Origin of the sequence: Gemmiger formicilis (assembly GCF_018784445.1) — a bacterium.
Taxonomy (GTDB): Bacteria; Bacillota; Clostridia; order Oscillospirales; family Ruminococcaceae; genus Gemmiger.
This window is the reverse complement of the sequence record NZ_WQOH01000029.1, coordinates 21,723-38,483: the sequence shown is the minus strand read 5'-3', so window position 1 is coordinate 38,483 and position 16,761 is coordinate 21,723. Positions and strand designations below refer to the sequence as shown.

At 57.2% G+C, this 16,761-nt stretch carries 16 protein-coding genes; 10 read left to right on the top strand and 6 right to left on the bottom strand.

What is annotated here, in order from left to right:
• Positions 1–238 precede the first annotated feature (238 nt).
• Positions 239–916 carry a tRNA (N6-threonylcarbamoyladenosine(37)-N6)-methyltransferase TrmO gene (tsaA, locus tag GPK89_RS09675; protein WP_215692666.1) on the bottom strand — a complete coding sequence of 226 codons (678 nt, stop codon included), beginning with the start codon at positions 914–916 and terminating at the stop codon, positions 239–241.
• A 208-nt stretch (positions 917–1,124) separates the two neighbouring features.
• Here tsaA and GPK89_RS09670 point away from each other — a divergent pair, with 208 nt between their 5' ends.
• The 3 genes from GPK89_RS09670 to GPK89_RS09660 all read left to right on the top strand — a co-directional run bounded on the left by GPK89_RS09670 (position 1,125) and on the right by GPK89_RS09660 (position 4,917).
• Positions 1,125–1,910 carry an ABC transporter ATP-binding protein gene (locus GPK89_RS09670; protein ID WP_346344851.1) on the top strand — a complete coding sequence of 262 codons (786 nt, stop codon included), beginning with the start codon at positions 1,125–1,127 and terminating at the stop codon, positions 1,908–1,910.
• A gap of 165 nt (positions 1,911–2,075) precedes the next feature.
• Positions 2,076–3,530 (top strand): hypothetical protein, encoded by a 1,455-nt coding sequence (locus GPK89_RS09665; RefSeq protein WP_215692662.1) that lies wholly within the window; start codon positions 2,076–2,078, stop codon positions 3,528–3,530.
• Positions 3,517–4,917, top strand: coding sequence for an ABC transporter permease (locus GPK89_RS09660; RefSeq protein WP_215692660.1), 1,401 nt, complete (start codon positions 3,517–3,519; stop codon positions 4,915–4,917). Before GPK89_RS09665 ends, GPK89_RS09660 begins: the two co-directional genes overlap by 14 nt.
• 512 nt (positions 4,918–5,429) lie before the next feature.
• Here the strand turns inward: GPK89_RS09660 and jag are convergent.
• The 5 genes from jag to rpmH form a co-directional block, all read right to left on the bottom strand.
• Positions 5,430–6,581 carry an RNA-binding cell elongation regulator Jag/EloR gene (gene jag / locus GPK89_RS09655; RefSeq protein ID WP_215692658.1) on the bottom strand — a complete coding sequence of 384 codons (1,152 nt, stop codon included), beginning with the start codon at positions 6,579–6,581 and terminating at the stop codon, positions 5,430–5,432.
• Between the two features lie 164 nt (positions 6,582–6,745).
• Complete coding sequence (locus GPK89_RS09650) at positions 6,746–7,768, bottom strand: YidC/Oxa1 family membrane protein insertase (protein WP_215692656.1); 1,023 nt, start codon at positions 7,766–7,768, stop codon at positions 6,746–6,748.
• 233 nt (positions 7,769–8,001) lie between these two features.
• Positions 8,002–8,262 carry a membrane protein insertion efficiency factor YidD gene (gene yidD / locus GPK89_RS09645; RefSeq protein WP_215692653.1) on the bottom strand — a complete coding sequence of 87 codons (261 nt, stop codon included), beginning with the start codon at positions 8,260–8,262 and terminating at the stop codon, positions 8,002–8,004.
• Complete coding sequence (rnpA, locus tag GPK89_RS09640) at positions 8,259–8,621, bottom strand: ribonuclease P protein component (RefSeq protein WP_215692651.1); 363 nt, start codon at positions 8,619–8,621, stop codon at positions 8,259–8,261. Before rnpA ends, yidD begins: the two co-directional genes overlap by 4 nt.
• Before the next feature lie 290 nt (positions 8,622–8,911).
• Positions 8,912–9,046, bottom strand: coding sequence for a 50S ribosomal protein L34 (gene rpmH / locus GPK89_RS09635; RefSeq protein WP_078785104.1), 135 nt, complete (start codon positions 9,044–9,046; stop codon positions 8,912–8,914).
• A 419-nt stretch (positions 9,047–9,465) separates the two neighbouring features.
• Here rpmH and dnaA point away from each other — a divergent pair, with 419 nt between their 5' ends.
• From dnaA to GPK89_RS09600, 7 genes are all read left to right on the top strand, one after another.
• A complete protein-coding gene (dnaA, locus tag GPK89_RS09630) occupies positions 9,466–10,788 on the top strand; it encodes a chromosomal replication initiator protein DnaA (RefSeq protein ID WP_215692649.1) in 1,323 nt (440 codons plus the stop codon).
• A gap of 498 nt (positions 10,789–11,286) precedes the next feature.
• Positions 11,287–12,396, top strand: a complete 1,110-nt coding sequence (gene dnaN, locus GPK89_RS09625) for a DNA polymerase III subunit beta (RefSeq protein WP_215692647.1) — start codon at positions 11,287–11,289, stop codon at positions 12,394–12,396.
• Between the two features lie 2 nt (positions 12,397–12,398).
• On the top strand, positions 12,399–12,614 hold the full coding sequence (locus GPK89_RS09620) for an RNA-binding S4 domain-containing protein (RefSeq protein WP_215692645.1): 216 nt from the start codon (positions 12,399–12,401) through the stop codon (positions 12,612–12,614).
• Positions 12,614–13,708, top strand: a complete 1,095-nt coding sequence (recF, locus tag GPK89_RS09615; protein WP_215692643.1) for a DNA replication/repair protein RecF — start codon at positions 12,614–12,616, stop codon at positions 13,706–13,708. The genes GPK89_RS09620 and recF overlap by 1 nt, the downstream gene beginning before the upstream one ends.
• Positions 13,709–13,804: 96 nt before the next feature.
• Positions 13,805–14,065, top strand: coding sequence for an extracellular matrix regulator RemB (gene remB, locus GPK89_RS09610; RefSeq protein ID WP_215692641.1), 261 nt, complete (start codon positions 13,805–13,807; stop codon positions 14,063–14,065).
• A gap of 154 nt (positions 14,066–14,219) precedes the next feature.
• On the top strand, positions 14,220–16,202 hold the full coding sequence (gene gyrB / locus GPK89_RS09605) for a DNA topoisomerase (ATP-hydrolyzing) subunit B (protein WP_252261618.1): 1,983 nt from the start codon (positions 14,220–14,222) through the stop codon (positions 16,200–16,202).
• Between the two features lie 83 nt (positions 16,203–16,285).
• Positions 16,286–16,747 (top strand): transposase, encoded by a 462-nt coding sequence (locus GPK89_RS09600; RefSeq protein ID WP_215692639.1) that lies wholly within the window; start codon positions 16,286–16,288, stop codon positions 16,745–16,747.
• Positions 16,748–16,761: the final 14 nt, after the last annotated feature.

Below are 16,761 nucleotides of genomic sequence, written 5' to 3'. Positions count from 1 at the left end.
ACAAATCCAGCGCTGCCTGGCACGTGCCCCAATGTTGCTCCGGGCATAGTTCCAGATAAACGCTTTTGCATAGCTTTATTGTACCAAAAACCCCCTTTTTCGTAAAGGGGTTTTGTTCAGAAAGTTGCACAGATTTTTAGAGTCGTTGTGTGCATTTTGACCATAGTGACGAACCAGGCGGATTTTAGGGTGTTTTGCAGTACGATTTATGGGATATCGTTCCATATTGCGGAATTTTTCAGGAAATTTCCGTCACGGTCAGCACATCCCCCGCCACGGTGAATTTTACGTTATTGCCCCCAAAATCCAGCGCGTACACCCGCTCCGGGTCGTGTTGGTAGGCGGGGCGGGGGTCGTTCTTCAGCACGCCCAGCAGGGCGGTGCGCTTTTCCTCCGGCACTTTGCACAAAAGGGTATCGGGGCATTCCACTTGCAGGGCATACTCTTTCGTCGTGTCGGTAAAGCCGCCGCGGGCGTCGGGGTGGGCGTCCACGTAGGGCAGGTAGGGTTTGATGTCGAAAATCGGCGTGCCGTCCAAAAGGTCCGCGCCGCGCACGATCAGCTCGCCGTTCTCGACACCCGCCAGCTCAACGCAGGACAGGCCCAGGGCGTTGGGGCGGTAGGGGCTGCGTGTGGCGAACACACCCCGCCGCTCGTTGCCGCCCAGGCGCGGCGGGCGCACGGTGGGCCGCCAGCTTTTGCCCGCAGCGTACTCGGCCGCCACGGTGGAAAACTGCCAGATGAGCCAAAGCCGGTCGTAGCCCTCGATGCCCACAAGGGCGTTGGGGTCGCGGTATTCCGGCTCGAACACGATGCGGGCCGTCAGTTCCGGCACCAGTCCGCTCTGCCGCGGTATGCCGAATTTATCGGCAAAATCCGTGTGGATGGTTGCGATGGGATGAATTGTGTAGTCCATAGTAACATTTGCCCCCTTGTTACCGTCTATTATATAGGAAAGAGAGAAAAAAGGGAAGTAGGGCGGCCAGTCCTCTGGCCGCCGCGGGGCATTGCGGCGGCCGGATATGCCCGGCCCCTACATATGCTTCGCAAACTTTTTACAACTCCCCATCTTCCACTTTTCGTCGAAATATGGTACAATCTGTTGTATACTGCTATAAGGAGGTGTGCGCTTGGCACCTATCATCCATACAGAGAAACTGCGCAAGGTCTATGCCGTCGGCAAAGAGCGCGTTGTAGCGCTGAATAACGTCGACTTATCAATAGAAAAAGGCGAGTTCTGCTGTATCGTCGGCCAATCCGGCAGCGGCAAATCCACGCTGCTGAACCAGCTGGCCGGGCTGGAAAAGCCTACATCCGGCAAGGTCTACATAGGCAAACACGAGATCAGCAAAATGACCGAGAACGAGCTGGCCGCGTTCCGCCAGCAGCATTTGGGGTTCATCTTCCAGAGCTACAACCTGCTGCCCACGATGACGGCGGCGGAGAATGTGGCCCTGCCGCTGATGTTCAAGGGCGTGGACAAAAAGACCCGCCTGACCAAGGCCCGCAAGGAGCTGAAAGCCATGGGGCTTTTGGGCCGCGCCAACCATCTGCCCACTGAAATGAGCGGCGGCCAGCAGCAGCGTGTCGGCATTGCCCGCGCGTTCGTCAGCAGCCCCAAGGTCATTTTTGCCGACGAACCCACCGGCAACCTGGATTCCCGCACGAGCAAGCAGGTGTTGTACCGGATGCTGGAAATGTCCAAAACCAGCCATGTAACGTTTGTTATGGTCACGCATGAGCCGGAACTGGCCGAATGTGCCGACCGCATTGTGACGATTTTGGACGGCAAGATCTGTTCCAATGTCGTGCAGGACGAGGAAACAAAGAAGAAAAACCGCGACGCGCTTTTCGCCGATCTGAATGGGGATCTGGATATTGGGGGAGAAGCGGCGAAGGAACAAAAATAAGCCTTCCCCCTGGGGGGAAGGTGCCCGAAGGGCGGATGAGGGGCGCGTGCCCCACAGCCGACCCAAAAGGGGGCAATGACCGCAAGGCCGCCCCTCATCAGCCGCCTGCGGGCGGCAGCTTCCCCCAAGGGGGAAGCCTAAGAAAAAACGGAGGTTCAAACTTACATGAAACGCCTATTCTCCCTGCTTACCGCTTTTGTGCTGGCGGCGGCTTTGTGCGCGCCGGTGCTGGCAGACGATACAACGAACGCTACACCTGACCCCACCCCCACGCCGACGGCAACCATCGATGCGACCAACTCGGACGGTGTCTATGTCTCCGCCTACACCGTCACCGATACGGCAGGCAATGAAATTTCGACCATTGAGGTCGGCGACCGCATCAACATCGTGTTAAAGGTCGTGGACCACGCTTCGGCCCGCTACTGCGTCAAGCCGGAGGAAATCTCCACCCGCATCAACTCGGCGGTGTTCACCTACACCGGCATCGGCGAGATTGGCCAGCTGTTTGACAACAACGACGACCCCAACGCCACCCGCCTGCAAAATGTCCGCAACGGCTCGGCCAGCCCCGAGGAAATCACCGCGAACGCGCAGTATCATTATTACAGCTACGTCATTTTGTTCCGCGACGTCATCTACAACGGCGGCGGAAATACCCTGCCCATCAACCTTTCCTATCTCGATACCTCGAAGCCGCTGCAGCAGTTCAGCGTGACGCTGGGCCAGTGCGTGGACAAGGACCAGACCACCTCGCCCAATTTGCTGGTGCGCACATCCAGCTATGGCGACCAGGTCACGGCGGGCACCGAGTTCCCGCTGTCCCTGGGCATCTACGCCACCGACGGCAGCGAGGATCTGAGCGACGTTATCGTCTCGCTGACCCTGCCCGAGAATATCTCGCTGAGCAGCGGCAGTCTGTCCCTGTATGTGGGCGATATCTCCCCCAAGCAGATGCGGGATATCACCTTCCAGGTCATGCCGTCGGCGGGCTTTACCGGCACGGTGGCCGACATTACCGTCAACATGAGCGGCACCGGCGTTATCACCGGCAAGGCCGTGACCGGCACAACGACCATCTCCGTGCCTATCAGCCAGCCCAACCGCTTTGAGGTCGGCCAGCTGGAGCTGTCCAGCGACACGATCTATGTCGGCGACACCGGCAGCGTCACCCTTTCTTACGTCAACAAGGGCAAAAACCCTGTCTCCAACCTGGAGGCCCGCCTGACCGGCACCAATCTGGGCGCGGGCAGCTACCAGTACCTCGGCAACCTGAACGCCGGCACCGAGGGCAGCGTGGATTTTGACATCGCCCCCGACGCCGCGGGTACCGTGTCCGGCGTTATCACGCTGAACTATGAGGATGCCTCCGGCAACCCGCAGACCGTCTCCAAGGACTTTTCCGTCAGCGCCGAGGAGATGAACATGGACGACTTCTATGACCCCTCGATGGACGATGTGCAGCCCGAGCAGACCGGCATGCCAGTGTGGGCGTGGGTGCTCATCGGCGTATGCGGTGCGGTAGTCGTTGTGGTGATTATCGTGGTTGTGGTCCGCAAGCGCAAGAAGGCCAAGGCGCTGGCCGCACTGGAAGCAGAGGACAGCGATGAAGATATCTGATGAGATCAGCCTGTCGGCGCGGAACCTGCTGCGCCGCAAGGGCCGCACTGCCCTGACGTTGGTGGGCGTCGTCATCGGCACCTGTATGGTCGTGCTGATGATCTCGCTGGGCATCGCCCAGACCAAAACCAACGAGGAAATGCTGCAAAGCTGGGGCGACCTGACCCAGGTGCAGATCTACGGCTATGGCACGATGATGGGCAGCGACGGCAAACCTCTGTATCTGGATGATGCCGCGATCGCCAACATCAAGCAGATTCCCCATGTGGCGGCGGCCACGCCCTACGCCCAGGCCTACAACCTGGAAGGTGAAATTACAGCCGGGCGCAATGGCCGCTACACGTCCGATATTTACAATCTGATCGGCATTGACCCCACGGCCTTGGAGCCGATGGGCTTTGCCCTGCAAAACGGCAGCTGGCCGACCAACACCCCCGCCAGCGAGAAGGCCACCAAGCTGCAGGTGCTGGTGGGCAGTTCCACCGGGTACAACTTTCAGGATTCCCGCAAGAGCTACAACAGCCCCAAGCGCTACCGTTACGAGGGCCAGACCGACGCCAACGGTAAAGAGCTGCCGCCCTTTGTGGACATCGACAAGGACAAGATGACCCTGACCATCAAGACCGGCGAAGGCTCCACCGAAAAGAGCCGCAGCTGGGAATTGGAGATCGTGGGCGTTCTGGAGCCGGACGGTGCCAAGGGCTACTGGACCCAGAGCGGTATCGTGCTGCGCATCCAGGACATGAAGATGCTGCAAAAGATCTACAATGACATGACCAAGACCAAGGAAGAGAGCAAGAGCTACGACCAGGTCTATGTCAAGGTCGATGATTTGAGCAATGTCACCGACGTTGAAACAGCCATCCATGACTTGGGGTTCACGAACACCTATTCGATGAATCAGCAGCGCGAGGAAATGCAGAAGCAGGTCATGAACAGCCAGATGATTTTCGGCGGCATTGCGGCGGTCTCGCTGCTGGTGGCGGCTATCAACATCATCAACACCATGACGATGGCGATTTACGAGCGCACTCGTGAGATCGGCGTCATGAAGGTTCTGGGCTGCGAGCTGGGCAACATCCGCACGATGTTCTTGTTGGAAAGCTCAACCATCGGCTTCATCGGCGGCCTGATCGGGGTGGGCATCAGTCTGATCGCCAGCTTTGTTTTGAACAACCTGTCCACGCTGGGGCAGGGGCTGGACCTGTCCGGCCTGATGGGCGGCGGCTACTACATGGGCGGCGGCGGTGGAACGATTTCCATTATCCCGCCCTGGCTGATGCTGGCAGCGCTGGTTTTCGCCACGCTGGTGGGCCTGGTGGCCGGCATCCTGCCCGCAAATAAGGCGGTCAAGATCAGCGCCCTGGAAGCGATACGCCACGAATAAAAAAAGCATCCCGCACAGTTTCTGTGCGGGATTTTTGTATACAACGGGTTTTTAACAACAAATTGGACTTTTCCACCGCAGGTTCCCACAACTAAAAGAAGTTTTCAACATTTTCCACAGGAAAAGTAGGGTGCATATGGGTTTTCCACCGAGTTTTGACCACGTTCTATGCGATACATCGTTGTTTTATAATTTTCAACAGTTTTCCCGAGTTTTCCACGATGAAAGTGCAAAAACCATGTGGAAAACCCAATTTGCGGTGGAAAAATCATACCAATAGGGGATAAGCGACCGGGCATGTCTATATATTGTTAATAATTGGGGATTTTGACCCTAATGTATACCCGGTTGTGGGTGGTGGAAAAATAAGAGTTTTCAACACGGTTGTGGAAAACGGTGTGGAAAGTAGGGAAGTTGTCCACAATCAGGCGCGGGCAAAGCCCCTCCGCCTTGCCACCCACCAAAAAAAGCAGCCCGGCTTTACAGTCAGGCTGCTTTTTCAACAATTTCGTTTAAAACTCGATCTTACCAAACGCGAAATCGTCACCGTCGTGGATGCGCTCGGTGGTTTTGGGGGCCATCGGCTTGGCATCCGGGTCACGCGGGCGGTCGGCAAAGTCGCGGGCGGGCACGCTGGAACGCGGGCCGCCGTAGCGCGGGCCACGGTCGCCTCGATTGCCGCGGTAGCCGCCGCGCCCGCCATCACGGCCGTCACGGCCGCTGCGGGGGCCTCTGGGGCCGTTGCCGCGGTAACCGCGGTTTCCATCATGGCGGGGGCCACGACCGCCGTCACGGCGGCCGCCGCGCTGGTTGCGGGCGTTATCGCGATCGGGCAGGTTGCTGGCGTTGGGGTCGGTGGAGTAAAGCACCACATGGCGGGCCGGGCCTTCGCCCTTGCTCTCGCTGCGCACGCCCTCGATATCGGCGATGGCGGTGTGGATGATGTGGCGCTCGTAGGGGTTCATCGGCTCCATCTCGTAGTAGCAGCCGGTGCGGATGACACGGTCTGCAATGCGCTTGGCAAGGGCAGAGAGGTCGTCCTCGCGCTTGTTGCGGTAGCCGCCGACATCCAGGCCCAGCTTGACATAGGGGCCTTCCATGCGGTTCACAACGAGGCTGGCGAGGTAGGATAGGCTCTCCATCGTCTCACCGCGGCGGCCGATGAGTGCGCCCATGTGCTCGCCGGAGACTTTCAGGATGGTGGCAGCGCCCTTCTTGACGGCGGTGAAGCTGAAGTTTTCCACACCCATCAGGTTGAAGATGGGAGTCAGGTAGTCAACCGCAGCCTGCAGGCGCGGGGCAGCGGCGATATCGAGAGGGATCTCAACGTCGTCCTCGGCAACCGGGGCCAGCTCGGCGGCCTCGACCATATCCTCAACGACTGCTTTCTCGATTTCGGGGGCGGTCTCGTCGGAGATTTCAACAAATTCTGCCGACTTGGTGGAAACTTCGGCAGGCTTTTCCTCAGCAGCCGGGGCCGGGGCGGCCTCGGGTTCCTCGACCTTTACCAGAACCTTGGCAGGGATGGTTTTGAACAGCTTGCGGGTGGGAAATTCCAGCACTTCATAGCTGACATTGATATCGTCACGGTCAACGCCCAGGGCTTCGCAGGCGGCCTGCACGGCGGCTTCAACGGTCTTGGCGCTCATTTCCATACTGCGCATAAAAGGGAACCTCCTTCTTATTTCTTATCGTTATGTTCATCACAAAGGGGAGCGGGGCGGGCGCATATAGAATGCGCCCCTACGGCGGCAGGGGATACACTCCCTCACAGCCGCCAACGGCGCGGGCGAGCAATGCTCGCCCTACGATTGCGCGGCGTCTTTTCTTAGTCTTTATTCAGCGGGGTGGTGCGCTCGTCTTTGTAGAGCTCGGCTTCCAGCTGGCGGGCACGTTCCAGGCGCAGCTTGTTGGCCTCACCCAGGGTAACTTCCTTCTCGACCTGCTTGCCGTTCTGTTCGACCGTGACGGTGCGCTTCTTCTTACGCTCGGCACGCTTGGCGGCCAGCTCGGCCTCATACTGGGCCTTGAACTTCTCGGGGCTGTAAATCTTGTAGGTGATATAGGACTGGCCGATCTGCAGCAGGTTGGACACGCCGTAGTACAGCGAGAAGCCGACGGGGGCGTTAAAGCAGAAGGTGACGAACATCAGGTTCATGACCAGCATCATGACCTTCATGCTGCCCTGCATCTGGGCATCCATGCCGGAGAGCTTCTGGGTGACGAAGTAGCTGATGAACATCGTGACCGCTGCGATAGCGGGGAAGATGGCGATGGGCACCAGGCGGAAGCCGGGGACATCACACATATCCATGCCGAAGAAGCTGGTGTTGAAGTTCTGGATCTCTGCCACGATGTTGGCGGGGATGATGGACGGGTCGATCACAGCGCCGTTGTGGATGGCCTGGATCAGCGCGGTCTGCATCGTGGACGCATTGGTGGTTGCCAGGCCGATGGCCTCGCACGCAGCCTTGACGGCGGTGTTATCGACACCGAAGATGTAGTGTACGGGGTAGTACACAACGCCCAGGAAGCCGAACAGCACCAGCATCGTCAGCAGCATGGGCAGACAGCCGCCCATGGGGTTAAAGCCGTGCTCCTGCTGGAGCTTCATCAGCTCCTCCTGCTGTTTCTGGGGGTCATTTTTGTACTTCTGCTGGATCTCATTCATCAACGGCTGAAAAACAGCCATTTTTGCCGAGGATTTCTGCTGATGGATGCTCAGGGGGAAGAGCAGCAGTTTGAGGAGTAGGGTGGCAACGACCATCGTTACCGCGTAGTTGCCGATGAAGCTGTACAGGATCTTCACCAGCGGGCCAATCAATATGGCCAGGAAGTACATAAAGTTCATAGCCTTTCCTTCTGCCCCGTCTGCGCCCGGGACCATTATTTTTATGTAGGTCTCTGCTGCGCAGTGCAAAGACATGAGAAGCAATGTTGAGAAGCCTTCTCCCTTGGGAGAAGGTGGCCGAAGGCCGGATGAGGGGCGGGCTTGCCCAGCCACCCCTTTGCGGGGCGGCAATGGAAAGTTTTCCCCTCATCAGTCCGCTTTGCGGACAGCTTCTCCCCCAAAGGAGAAGCCTTTCAGCGGCTGCGCGTCAGCCTGCGTTCCGGGCTGACCCACCTCCCCTTCGGGGGTACCGGGTCATAGCCGAATTTCGCAAACGGCTGGCAGCGCAAAAGCCGCCAGGTGGTCAAAAGCAGACCTTTGACCAGGCCGTGGGTGGCCAGCGCCTGCATGGCGTACTCGCTGCAGGTGGGCACAAAGCGGCAGTGATGCCCGAGGTGTGGGCTGATATGCCGCTTGTAGCCGCGCAAAAGTTTGATGAGAAAGCGTGTGATCATTCGGCAGCCGGCACGGCGGGGGCAGCCTTATCGGGCAGACCCGCCTTGGTGAAGAGCTTGCCCAGCGTTTTGCTCAGCTGGGTGCTTTTTAAGCGCGGGGTCTGGCCGCGGGCTACGAGTATTATATCATATCCGCCGATATTTTGCGACAAGTGTTCTGCCAGGGCAGCGCGCATAACGCGGCGGGCGCGGTTGCGCTGCACGGCATGGCCGACCTTTTTGGTTGCGGTCAGCCCGATGCGGGTATAGCCCACCCGGTTTTTAGCCACGTACAAAACGCAGTGCGGATGCACATAGCTTTTGCCCCGGCCATACACCCGGTTGAACTGCCAATTTTTATTTAAGGTGCGGTAACGCATAGGTCTCCTTCCTAAAGGCCTCCCCCTCAGGGGGGAAGCTGCCGCCCGCAGGCGGCTGATGAGGGGCGTGCCTGCCCCTGCCGGCCCTGTACCGAACAGCTGCGGGGTACTTTTCCCTCATCCGTCCGCGGTCGGGGCCGCGGACACCTTCCCCCAAGGGGGAAGGCATTTTATTTTTTCCTATTCTTCTATATTATAATGAATCGCGTTTTCTGTAAAGCCATTATTTGAAAAAAGGGTTGCTGATTTTACAATCAGCAACCCTTTTGTTCATTTCATCTCTGATAGAATCAGACAGTCAGGCTCTTACGGCCCTTCGCACGGCGGCGGGCAATGACCTTGCGGCCATTCTTGGTAGCCATGCGGTTCAGGAAACCGTGGACGCGGCTGCGCTGACGCTTCTTGGGCTGGAAAGTACGCTTCATTTTTCATTCCTCCTGTTGAAATCCCGGTATGGGCTGTTTGCTCAGGGCTTCGCCCATACACTGGGGCAGCCTTGCAGAGTTAGATTATACGCGATAAACCACCCATTTGTCAAGAGGTTTTGGGCAGAATTTTTCGCTCCCGCGTCAAAGAATTGCTGCTACAAAGAGTTATCCACTACATTTTGTACTATTTACTGTTGAAAAACGCAGTTCTTGTGGAAAACTTTCCAGCAAAAAATTTTACCGTCCGCCGTGCTTAAAATTTTCAACAATTCCGCCTTACAAAAAAGTTTCTACTTTATTATATATAGCTGTTGTTTAAAACCGGATTTTGTGGTATACTGTATTCAGTATTTTTGCGCCCTGTTTTCCGCACAGGGCGTTCCATCATAAACAGGAAGTGGGGAGTATCGACATTCATGGATTCCATCAATGAGGTATTGGAAGCGGTCAAGGTCTACTGCAAGGAAAAGACCTCGGACGCTACCTACGCATTTTACATCAAGGATATCAAGGCCGTGAGCTTTGAAAATTCCAACACCATCACGCTGGAACTGCGCAGTGAATTTGTGATGAAGATCGTATCTGATCGCTACACAGCGCTGCTGAAAGAAGCGTTCAAGGCCATTCTCGGCTTTGATGTGGAAATTCTCTATGTGGCGGCCCCGCCGGAGGACGGCGAGAAGGCCGATGGCAGTGCGGACCAGCGGGACGAGAAATCGCTGCCCAGCGGCCGGTATGATTTCACCTTTGAGAATTTCATCAAGGGACCGTCGAACCAGTTTGCGTTTGCGGCCGCGCAGGCCGTGGCGGCGAACCCTTCCGGCGCGTACAACCCGCTGTTCATCTATGGGCCGTCAGGCCTGGGCAAGACCCATCTTTTGAACGCCATCCAGTTTGAGATCAAGAAAAATCACCCGGATTTCAACATCGTTTACGTGGATTGTGAAATGTTCACCAACGAGACGATTTCCGCCATCAAGACGGCGACGATGGAGCAGTTCCGTCAGAAATACCGCAAAGCGGATGTGCTGCTCATCGACGACATCCAGTTCCTGGCCGGCAAGGAGAGCACGCAGGAGGAGTTTTTCCACACCTTCAACACGCTGCACAACGATGGCCGGCAAATCGTCATCGCGTCGGACCGCCCGGCGAAGGAGATCAAATCGCTGGAGGAGCGTCTGCGCACCCGGTTTGAGTGGGGCCTGACTGCCGACATTCAGCCGCCGGATTTTGAGACCCGTGTCGCCATCGTCAAGCGCAAAGCCGAGCTGCTCAATCTTGACCTGCCCAACGATGTGGCCGAGTACATTGCCAATCACCTGAAGCAGAACATCCGCCAGCTGGAGGGCGCGGTCAAGAAACTGAACGCCTACTATATGCTGGAGGGCATTGAGCCCTGCATCGGTGTGACGACGACGGCCATCAAGGACACGCTGAACGACAGTCAGCCGATCCCGGTGACGATTGAAAAGATCCTCAACGAGGTTGCCCGCACCTACAATGTGATGCCGGCGGATATCCGGGGCAAGAAGCGCAATGCGAATGTGAGCGCGGCGCGGCAGATGACGATGTACATTATCCGGGAAGTGACCGGCATGAGCATGGAGGCCATCGGCCAGGAGTTCCAGCGCGATCATTCCACGGTGGTGTATTCCATCAAAACGATGGAGGAAAACATCAACCGCGACCAGCACCTGAAAGAGATGTGCAGCGACATCATGAAAAATGTCCGCACCTAATTCCTTTCTTGAAAGAAAGGAACCAAAGAACTTTCAATATTTGTTCCAGTAAAGTGAGTAGCGAATAAAAATTAAACGTTTTATCGGCGATAACTTTACGGGTTGAATGTTTGTAGTTTCTTTGGTTACTTTCTTTGCAAAGAAAGTAACTTTTTCCACAGAGTTTTTAGTTTTTAACAGACAGTTCTCCACGCCGCGTGTTGAAAAAGCGCGGGTTTTGAGTTTTCCACAAGGATGTCCACAGACTGTTCAAAACAATTCACGGCCGGTTTTTGCCGCAGGTATCACAGTCCGCGGAGTTTTCCACCAAACTAACAGCCCCTACTACTGCTACTACCAAAGTTAATAGTTTCTGCTGATAGGGACCTGCTACAACTGCTCTACAACCGGGCCAAACGGCAGCCATTTTGTGGAAAACAAAAACTATACAAATTGTAGAGTAAATTTTACGTTTTTTGCCGAGGCTTTTTTCCAAAAAAGCCGGAAAGAGAAGAAACCATGAAATTTGAATGCGAAAAGACCCTGCTTGCCAGTGCCATTGACGGCGTTTCCCGCGCAATCACCAACCGCGCGGCCATCCCTGTGCTGGAAGGCATCTACATGAAAGCCGAGGGCTTTAACCTGACCTTGACCGGCTACGATATGGAAATGGGCATCACGACTACCATTGAATGCAACGTACTTGTACCCGGTGAAACCGTACTGGACGCAAAATTGCTCAGCGCCATGATCAACCGTATGCCCGCAGGCGATGTCTGCATTGAGCTGAACGACGAAGGCCAGGCTAAAATCAGCGGTGGTGTGGCAGAATTTGAAATCCCTGCCCTGAATGCCAGCGACTACCCCAGCCTGCCTGTGACCGGCGCCGACAACACCATGACCGTCAAGTGCGGTATGCTGCGCGAGATGATCGAGAAAACCATCTACGCCGTCAGCCAGGACGACAAGAAACCCGCCCACACCGGCGAGCTGTTCGTCATTGAGCCAGGCAGCTTGACCATCGTTGCCCTGGACGGCTACCGTTTGGCCATCATCCAGCGCGATGTTGAGTGTACCCGCGATATCCGCATCATCATCCCCGCCAAGACGCTGCAGGAACTGCTGAAGATCATGGGCGGCGCGGACGATGATGTGAAGATCGACGCCAACCGCCGCTATGTCGTTTTCACCTCCAACGGCTATACCATCATGAGCCGCCTGATCGAGGGCGACTTCCTCAACTATGAGAGCGTTATCCCGAAGGATAAGAAAACGCGTATCACCGTGGATTGCAAGACTTTTATCGATACGATCGAGCGCGCGTCGCTGATTATCACCGAGCGCCTGAAGAACCCGCTGCGCATCAGCTTTGGCGAGGACCGCGTGACCGTGCGCTGCCAGACGCCGCTGGGCAAGGTCGTGGACGAGTTTGCCCCGGTGCAGATGGAGGGCGACGCGGTGGAAATCGGCTTCAATAACCGCTACCTGCTGGACGCGCTGCGCTACTCCAAATGCGAGAAGATGGTGCTGGAGATCAACGGCCCCCTGAGCCCGGTCAAGCTCCTGCCCGAGGACGGCAAGGATTTTATCTATCTGGTTTTGCCGGTGCGCTTTAAGAACGAGGGCTGATTATGGAAAAAATTCGTATCAACACTGAATTTATCAAACTGGACGCCCTGCTCAAATTTGCGGGCCTGTGCGAGACAGGCGGCGAGGCAAAGGAGCTGATCCAGGGCGGGGCCGTCAAGGTCAACGGCGAGGTCTGCACGATGCGCGGCAAAAAGTGCCGCGCAGGCGATACCGTCGAGCTGGACGGCCAGACCGTGCAGGTCGCGGAGGGCGCGTAATGCGCTTAACGCACCTGGAATTAACGAACCATCGCAATATTGCCCATGCAGAACTAAACCCGGACCCGCATTTGACCGTGCTGTGCGGCCCCAACGGCCAAGGCAAGACGAACCTGCTGGAGGCCGTATGGCTGCTGACCGGCGGCAAGAGCTTCCGCGGGTCGAAGGATGCCGAACTCATCCAGCGCGGCTGTGACTTCTCGGTCATAGAGGGTACGTTTGAGACACAGGACGTGGAAAAATCCATCCGCCTGACCGTGGGCAGCAAGGGCAGCCAGCGGCCCGGCCGCACCGGCAAATTGAACGGCGCGGACATTGGCCGCGCGGCGGCACTGGCCGGGAATTTTCAAGCCGTCGTGTTTGAGCCGGACCTGTTGAGCCTGGTCAAAGGCGGGCCGGATGGGCGGCGGCGGTTCCTGGACTCGGCGCTGTGCCAGGTGTACAGGCCGTACCTGGTAGCGCTGCGGCGGTATATGCGGCTGACGGCCCAGAAAAATGCACTGCTGAAAAGCTACGATATCACGCCAAACGGCGGTGTGCTGCTGGATACCTACGATGAGCAACTGGCCGAGTACGGCGCGCTTATCATGGATCACCGCTGCAAATTCCTGGCGGCGGCCGCGCCCATTGCTGCGCAGAATTATAAGGATATCTCCCACGGAGCCGAGACGCTGGAACTGCATTACCAGATGTGTACACCGGCCCCCACCGCTGACGCGCTGCTGGAAAAGCTGCACGCCATGCGCCCTGCGGAGCTGCGGGCAGGGTTCTGTCTGGCAGGCCCGCACCGGGAGGACTTGGAGATACTGCTGGACGGTCAGCCCGCCCGGGTCTACGGCAGCCAGGGCCAGCAGCGCAGCTGCGTACTGGCTATGAAGCTGGCCGAGGCCACGGTAGTGGGGGACTTGTTCGGCGAGCATCCGGTACTATTGCTGGATGACGTTTTGAGTGAGCTGGACGACGAGCGCCAGACCTACCTGCTGACCCGCATGGGTGAGCACCAGACCATCGTGACGACCTGCGACACCGCCGCGTTTGCACGCACCAACGGGAAAATTGTGATGGTCAAGGGCGGAACCGTAGCAGAACCGTAGGGGCCGGACCGCAGCAGTAGGGCGGCTGCCCGCTGACGGGCAATGACGCAGAGTGGAGGGCCGGGCATACCCGGCCCCTACAGAGAGGTGCAGGAAATGTACTTTCACGCCGGGCAGGATTTTGTACTGAACACCCGCGATGTGATCGGGGTGTTTGATCTGGACACAGCCGGGGCGTCGCGGCGGACGGAAGAATATTTCCGCCACGCCGAGAACGAGGGTGCGGTCGTGGACCTTTGCGCCCCCGGCACCCTGCCCAAAAGTTTTATGGTCACGGATTTTCCCGATGAGACCGTGTATATCAGCCAATTATCGCCCGCCGCATTGAAAAAGCGGGCGGAAAAATTAGAATTTTAAAGAACCACGACCGTAGGGGCCGGGCATGCCCGGCCCGCAACATAAAAAGTACCGCCCGATAAAAGGGCAATAACGCAAGGCGGAGGGCCGGGCATGCCCGGCCCCTACATTGCAAAATAAGAGATACCCACCCACAACAGGAGGCTATCATTTCATGGCAGAAGAAATCATCACCGAAACCAACCGCGAGACGGCTACCGACCATGCCTACGGCGGTGCGCAGATCCAGGTCCTGGAAGGCCTGGAGGCTGTGCGCAAGCGCCCCGGTATGTATATCGGCTCCACCGGGCCTTCCGGTCTGCACCACCTCGTCTATGAGATCGTCGATAATGCCATCGACGAGGCGCTGGCGGGCTACTGCACCCACATCGAAGTCGCCATCAAGCCCGGCAACATCATCGAAGTATCGGACAATGGCCGCGGCATCCCGGTCGATATCCAGCCCAAGCTGGGCATCCCGGCTGTCACCGTCGTTTACACTGTGCTGCACGCCGGCGGCAAGTTCGGCGGCGAGGACTCCGGCTACAAGGTCGCCGGCGGTCTGCACGGCGTCGGCGCGTCGGTCGTCAACGCTTTGTCTGAGTGGCTGACCGTCCGTGTGCGCCGCGATGGGGTAGAGTATGAGCAGAGCTTCAAGCGCGGCAAGCCCGACGGCGACCTGAAAAAAATCGGCGCGGCGGCTTCTACCGGAACGACAGTCACTTTCAAGCCCGACCCGGAGATGTTCCAGGAAACGACGCTCTACCGCTATGAAACGCTGCTGAAGCGCCTGCGGGAGGAAGCGTTCCTGAACGCCGGTGTCAAGATCACCCTGACCGATGAGCGCCCCGATGCCGACCGCCCGCAGGATGAGCAGAACGGCGAAATGCGCGCCGAGACAATGTGCTACGAGGGCGGTATCCGTTCCTTTGTCAGCTACCTGTGCGAGCGCCGCGACTTAACGCCGCTGCACCCCCAGGTCATGTATATGAAGGGCGAGGGCCAGGGCGCTGTGGCCGAGGTCGCCCTGCAATACTACGACAACAGCTATAACGAGCTGCTGTTGAGCTTTGCCAACAACGTCCATACCCCCGAGGGCGGCACCCACGAGGAAGGCTTCAAGCTGGCCCTGACCCGCGTGCTGAACGAGTACGGCCGCGCCAAGGGGATTTTGAAGGACAAGGACGAGAACCTGTCCGGCCCCGACGCCCGCGAGGGCATCATCGCCGTCGTCAGCGTCAAGCTGCAGGAGGCCCAGTTCGAGGGCCAGACCAAGGCAAAGCTGGGCAACACCTTCATCAAGGGCCTGGTCAACAACGTCGTCTACAAGGCGCTGACAGAGTTCTTTGAGGAAAACCCCGCCGTTGCCAAGGCAATTTTGGAGAAGGCCACCCAGGCTGCCCGCGCCCGCGCCGCCGCCAAAAAGGCCCGCGAGCTGGTCCGCCGCAAGAGCGCGCTGGAATCCAACCGTATGCCCGGCAAGCTGGCTGACTGCCACGAAAAAGACCCCGCCAAGACAGAACTCTTCATCGTGGAGGGCGATTCTGCAGGCGGCTCGGCCAAGATGGGCCGAGACTCCAACATTCAGGCCATCCTGCCTTTGTGGGGCAAGATGCTGAACGTCGAAAAGGCCCGCGCCGACCGCATCTACGGCAACGATAAGCTGATGCCTGTTGTCACCGCGCTGGGCACCGGCATTGGCGACGAGTTTGATATCAGCAAAGTGCGCTACCACAAGATCTTCATCATGGCCGATGCGGATGTCGATGGCTCGCATATCTGCACGCTGATGCTGACCTTCTTCTTCCGCTATATGCGCCCGCTGATCGACAACGGCTATGTCTATGTCGCCCAGCCGCCGCTGTTCAAGCTGCAGAAAGGGCAGACCGTCAAGTACGCCTACAACGACGAAGAAATGAAGGTGTTGAGCGCCGAAATGCCCGGCGCGAAGGTCAACCGCTACAAAGGCTTGGGCGAGATGAACCCCGACCAGCTGTGGGAGACCACCATGAACCCAGACAACCGCGTCATTGTCCAAATTAAAATTGAGGACGCCGAGCGCGCCGACGAAGCATTCAGCATCCTGATGGGTGAGCAGGTCGAACCCCGCCGCCAGTTCATTGAAAAGAACGCCAAGTATGCGAATTTGGATGTGTGATACATCATACGCCGCCCGTGTAGGGGCCGGGCATGCCCGGCCCGCCGCATAAAAACCACCGCCCCGTTTATGGTGTATGAATCATGGATTATACGATTTTATGCCCGCGCAAAAATCCCCGTTTGCAAAATTATGATTATAGAAGAGAAAATTATTATTTTGTGACCGTATGTGCGCATCATAAACAATGTGTGTTTGGCGCGGCAGGAAAACCAAATGTCGTCGGACAAATGGCCGCACAAGGAATAAAGGATATTTCCAGACATTTTCCCGGTGTGGGTGTGGATGAATATGTGGTAATGCCAAATCATGTTCATATGATATTGGTTTTTCCGCAGGAACAATGTAATTTGTCCGCCGTAGTGGGAAGCTACAAGTCGTATGTGTCCAAAATGTTCCATGTGGAACATCCGGGTGTGACATTGTGGCAGCGTTCATTTTATGATCATATTATTCGTGATGAAAACGCGTATTGTGAAATTAAAAGATATATTCAGGAAAATCCGTTGAAATGGGATTTGGATGAATATAACCCACACGCATAGCGCAGCGTACAAGC